6 protein-coding genes are annotated in these 5176 nt (G+C 68.1%); 4 read left to right on the top strand and 2 right to left on the bottom strand.

All coding sequences use genetic code 11. The features are described 5' to 3' along the window. The coding region (locus tag WA805_RS07735; protein WP_425241991.1) for an MFS transporter at positions 1 to 1064 on the top strand (1064 nt) is incomplete at its 5' end. A gap of 10 nt (positions 1065 to 1074) precedes the next feature. Continuing rightward, the gene (locus tag WA805_RS07730; RefSeq protein WP_422275912.1) at positions 1075 to 1293 is read left to right on the top strand and encodes an FmdB family zinc ribbon protein; all 219 of its coding nucleotides are present in this window, start codon (positions 1075 to 1077) and stop codon (positions 1291 to 1293) included. A 9-nt stretch (positions 1294 to 1302) separates the two neighbouring features. Here WA805_RS07730 and WA805_RS07725 read toward each other — a convergent pair whose 3' ends face one another. Beyond that, the gene (locus WA805_RS07725; protein ID WP_422338473.1) at positions 1303 to 2781 is read right to left on the bottom strand and encodes an MFS transporter; all 1479 of its coding nucleotides are present in this window, start codon (positions 2779 to 2781) and stop codon (positions 1303 to 1305) included. A 235-nt stretch (positions 2782 to 3016) separates the two neighbouring features. Here WA805_RS07725 and WA805_RS07720 point away from each other — a divergent pair, with 235 nt between their 5' ends. Continuing rightward, entirely contained in the window at positions 3017 to 3517 is a 501-nt protein-coding gene (locus WA805_RS07720) for a hypothetical protein (protein ID WP_422275916.1), read from the top strand. Between the two features lie 65 nt (positions 3518 to 3582). Here WA805_RS07720 and WA805_RS07715 read toward each other — a convergent pair whose 3' ends face one another. Then, positions 3583 to 3936, bottom strand: coding sequence for a DUF3040 domain-containing protein (locus WA805_RS07715; protein ID WP_422275918.1), 354 nt, complete (start codon positions 3934 to 3936; stop codon positions 3583 to 3585). Positions 3937 to 4177: 241 nt separating this feature from the next. Between WA805_RS07715 and WA805_RS07710 the strand changes: the two genes are divergently transcribed. After that, positions 4178 to 5176, top strand: a 999-nt coding sequence (locus WA805_RS07710; protein WP_425241990.1) for an Rv2578c family radical SAM protein, incomplete at its 3' end; no start/stop codon positions are given.

Raw genomic sequence — 5176 nt, 5'->3', positions numbered from 1 at the left:
GCATCCTGCTCATCTCGATCACCTACGGCATCAGGCCCTACGGCACCTCCCCCACCGGCTGGGGCAACCCGATGGTGTACGGCGGGCTGCTGCTCGGCGTCGCGCTGCTCGGCGTGTTCTGCCTCGTGGAGACGAAGGTCAAGGACCCGATGTTCCGGCTGAGCCTGTTCAAGATCCGCGCGTTCGCGGCCGGCAACATCGCCAGCCTGCTCGGCGCGATCGCCCGCGGCGGCCTGCAGTTCATGCTGGTCATCTGGCTGGCCGGGATCTGGCTGCCGCTGCACGGCTACGACTTCGAGGTCACCCCGCTGTGGGCCGGCATCTACATGCTCCCGCTCACCGCCGGCTTCCTCATCGCCGGCCCGATCTCCGGCACGCTGAGCGACCGGTACGGCGCCCGCCCGTTCGCCACCGCCGGCCTGCTGGTCGCCGGCCTCTGCTTCACCGGGCTGATGATGCTGCCGATCGACTTCCCTTACTGGCTGTTCGCGCTGCTCATCTTCGGCAACGGCATCGGCTCCGGCCTGTTCGCCTCGCCGAACACCTCCGCCATCATGTCCAGCGTCCCCGCGCAGCACCGCGGCGCAGCGTCCGGCATGCGGTCCACCTTCCAGAACTCCGGGATGTCACTGTCCATCGGCATCTTCTTCTCGCTGCTGGTCGCCGGCCTGGCGAACACGCTGCCGCGCGCGCTCACCGTCGGGCTCACCGCGCAGGGCGTGCCGCTAGCGCAGGCAAGCACCATCGCCCACCTGCCGCCGGTGTCCACCGTGTTCGCCGCGATGCTCGGCTACAACCCGGTGCACAACCTGCTGGCGCCGACCGGCCTGCTGAACACGCTGCCTTCGCTTCACGTCGCCGTGCTCACCGGCAAGCAGTTCTTCCCGATCCTGATCGCCGGGCCGTTCCACCACGCGCTGTCGATCGTGTTCACCGCGGCGGCGCTCATGGCGTTCGCTGGCGCAGCGGTCTCCTGGTTCTTCCGCGGAAAGCCGGCACCGGCAACGGACCAAGAGCCGGCCGCGCCCGTTCTGGATGATGTCGAAACAGCGCCCGCTGAGTAGAATCCGTATCGTGCCCCGTTATGAATACCGCTGCCGCGCCTGCGGCGACACGTTCGAGCTGAGCCGGCCGATGAGCGAGTCGTCGGCGCCGGCCAGCTGCCCGCACGGCCACGACGACACCGTGAAGCTGCTGTCCACGGTAGCCGTCGGCGGCCGCGCCTCGTCCGCGCCGTCGAGCGGTGGCGGTGGCGGGGGCTGCTGCGGCGGTGCCTGCGGGTGCGGCGGCTGAGGCTTTCCGTTATTCGGAACGGACCGTCGACTTCGCCCAGCTCGTCGTGGAGACGACCCCGAGCACCAGCACCGAGTAGCCGCAGCCTGCCATGATCCACCAGCCCGCGTGCGCGGCGTTGAGGAAACCGACGTGCATCGAGCCGCGCAGCGACGCGGCGAGCACCGAGCCGACGATCGCGACCCCGAGCGACTGGCCGAGCTGGCGGCTCGAGGAGTTCATCCCCGACGCCATGCCGGCCTGGGACTTCGGCACGCCGGACATCACGCCGTTGGAGATCGGCACGTTCACCATGCCCGCGCCGATCCCGAACAGGCCGTAGGTGATGAGCAGGAACAGCGGGCCCGAGTAGGCGCTCAGCTGGGACAGCGCGGCGGTGGACAGGGTGAGCGCCGCGCCGGCGATCACGAACGGGACCCGGGGGCCGCCGCGGGCCAGGATGCGGCCGGACAGCGGCGACGACACCGCCATCATGATCGGCATCGGCAGCAGCGTCAGGCCCGCCTGCAGCGCCGTATACCCGCGCACGTCCTGCAGGTACAGCGTGGTCAGGAACAGGAACCCGGCGAGGGTGGCGATCGCGCAGACGGCGGTCAGGTTCGCGGCGGTGAACGGGACGCTGCGGAAGAACCGGAAGTCGATCAGCGGCTCGGCGCGCCGTGGCTCGTACTTCACCAGCGTGGCGAGGGCGATGACGCTGACGAGGAAGAAAATCGCGATTCGCGGTGAGAGCCAGCCTTCGCTCGGCCCCTGGATGATCGCGTAGGCGAGCGAGCCGAGCATCACGATGACGAGGAACTGCCCGACCGGGTCGGCCTTGCGGCCCCGTTCGGCCCTGGAGTCGGGGACCAGCAGCGCGGTCAGCGCGACCGCGGCGAGCCCGACCGGGATGTTCGCCCAGAAGATCCCGCGCCATCCCACGCTGCCCACCAGGATCCCGCCGGCGATGGGGCCGAGCGCCATGGACAGGCCGGAGACGCCGTCCCAGACGCCGATCGCCTTGGCCCGGTCCTTCGGCGCGCTGAAGATGTTGGTGATGATGCCGAGGGCCGCCGGGGCGAGCATGCTCCCGCCGACCCCCTGCAGCACGCGGAACGCGATCAGCCACGCCAGGCTCGGCGCCAGGCTGCACAGCCAGGAGCCCAGCGTGAACAGGCTCAGGCCGACCTGGAAGATCGTGCGGCGGCCGATCCTGTCGGCGGCGGCACCGGAGAATATCAGCAGGCTGGCCAGCACGATCGTGTAGCCGGCGATCGTCCACTGCAGGCCGGAGACCGCGGTGTGCAGGCTCGCGCCGATGGAGGGCAGGCCGACGATCACGATCGTGTTGTCCAGCCCGACCATGAACAGCGCGCTGCAGCAGATCGCGAGCACGATCGTTCGCCTGCCGCCGCCCAGAGCGGCCTGCTGCGAATGGTAGGTATACGGCTCTGGCTGGGATTGAACCGCCGGCACCACTTCCGCCGTTACCGGGGTAGATACAGTCACTGCTGCGTATGGTGATCGTCCCGGTACGTTCCGTAGCTGAAGGTGGGCAGCCGAGACCGATTGCATGGAGCACCGCCTGGGGGAGCAGCGACTGTTATGTCGGATATGACACTACATGGCTGCACGCAGTAGTCAATAGGTTACGCATTACTTATGACGCAATTGCTCAGTACACGTTCTGCCTGCACGCTGCGCTTGCTGGGTTTAGATTTAGTGCGTGTCCGAGGGGGAATTCGTGAGTCGCAGGTTGCTTCAGCTTGTGATGCCCGTGACCCCCGACCGCCGCATGTTCCGGCTGCACGACCCCTGGGTGGACCCGGACGAGATGGGCAGCCCGCTGGCGCCGGTCGGCGCACTGGTGTCCAGCACGCGCGAGCAGCTGTGGGTCGGCAGCCTGCAGGAGGACATCGACGTCCGCCTGGTGCTCGAGGAATGGGACGGCCAGCCGCTGCTGCCCGAGGCGTGGGACGAGGAAGCCAAGGCGCGTCTGTACCTGCGCGGGATGCTGACGGTCGACATGTGCTCGGCCGGCACCGCCGTGTCCCGGCTGCGGCTGTCCGGCGGCGTCGGCGACTACGAAGTCCGGGTGTACGCGCGCTACCGCGAGGCCGTGGTGCAGATGTACGCGGACCTGCTCAGCCAGCACAGGGACCGGCTCAGCGACGACTTCCAGCGCGAGAAGCGCAAGCTGGAGGGCGTGGAACGGTACCTGATCCAGCTCTGGCGGGACTCGTAAGCTGCTTGGTTGCCAGCCTGCTTGGTTCCTAGCCTGCTCGCCCGGTTCTTAGCCTGTTCGCTCGGCTAGGGCGTCGACGGGGATGTCCTGGTCGTCGTGGTGGCGCTGCCAGCGGCGTTGGCGGACGGCCCGCTCTTCGCCTGGGCACTGGTTTTCAGCTGGGTGCTGGCCGCGGGATGAGTGGAGGCCTGCGAGGCAGGCTTATACGTGTGGCCGCGGAACGGAACCATGGCGTAGACCATCAGCGATATGCCGGCCACCAGGGCAATTGTGAAGAAGGTCCCGATGATCCGGGCCCGGGTGGTCCGGAACCTGACGGCCGGTCCCGGTCGGCGGAACGAGGACAACCTGGCAGCGAGACCAGGGTCCTCCGCGGCGAGCCGCCGCTCTATTTCGGCGAGCATACGCTGCTCGTCCATTGACAGCGCCATAGCGCCATACCTCCGCGTTCCGCGCGCCGGTGGGAACTCTCTTACTATCCCCCACGGAGGCAGCTTTATCCAATCGTTCTTAGTTTGTAGCCGGCTCTTTTTACTTCACGCCAACCTCGGTTACGCATCGTGTTCACAACAGTATCATCGGGTGATTCCTGTCTCTTCAGCGGGCCAGTCACCGAACTGGTGTTTGCCATGATCGAATAACCGTTCTAGGCTGTGGAACATGCGCTGGGACAACCTGCGGCTCGACTCCGCCGACTCCGCCTCCGGCGATGGCGGCCAGGGACAGCTGCCGATGTTCGCCCGCGACGCCGTCGTGCGGACCTTCGACACGCCGGGCTTCCGCGGCATGACCTTCTACGAGGTGCACGCCAAGTCCATCGTCTCGCACGTCCCCGAGTCCTCGCACATGTCCTTCCGCTGGACAATAAATCCGTACCGGGGATGCCAGCATGCATGCCGGTACTGCTTCGCTCGACAAAGTCACACATATCTGGACATGGACGCCGGGCGGGACTTCGATTCCAGGGTGATCGTGAAGGTCAACGCGCCCGAGTTGCTGCGCAAGAAGCTCGCCTCGCCCGGCTGGGCCGGGGAGCACATCGCGATGGGCACCAACGTCGACTGCTACCAGCGGGCCGAGGGACGGTATCAGCTCATGCGCGGGATCATCGCCGCGCTGCGGGACGCGGCCAACCCGTTCTCGATCCTCACCAAGGGCACGCTGATCCTGCGCGACCTCGACCTGCTGCTCGAGGCCGCCGAGGTGACCGACGTCGGGCTGAACGTGTCGGCCGCCTTTGTCGACCCATCGCTATGGCGAGCTATCGAGCCGGGCACGCCGGCCCCGGAACGGCGGATCGAGGCCTGCGCCACACTCAACGACAACGGGCTGCGCTGCGGCGTGCTGATGGGGCCGGTCGTGCCGTACCTCTCCGACTCCCCCGCCCAGCTCGACGCGGCGGTCCGGCAGATCGCCGCCGCGGGCGCGGCGCACGTCACGCCGATCGTGCTGCACCTACGGCCGGGCACCCGCGAGTGGTTCCTCGGCTGGCTGCGCACGGCACACCCGGAGCTGGTGGGCAAGTACGCCGCGCTGTACGACCGGGGCTCCTACGCGCCACGCGATTACCAGGCGAGGATCACCGCCCAGGTCCGCGAGCTGGCCGAGAAGTACGGCGTCGGCCGCGCCAACCCGCGCCAGGCCCGCGCGGTCCGCTCC

This window comes from Trebonia sp. (assembly GCF_049794275.1).
Classification (GTDB): domain Bacteria; phylum Actinomycetota; class Actinomycetes; order Streptosporangiales; family Streptosporangiaceae; genus Trebonia.
The sequence above is the reverse complement of the archived record's forward strand: the minus strand, read 5'-3'. Positions and strand labels throughout refer to the sequence as shown.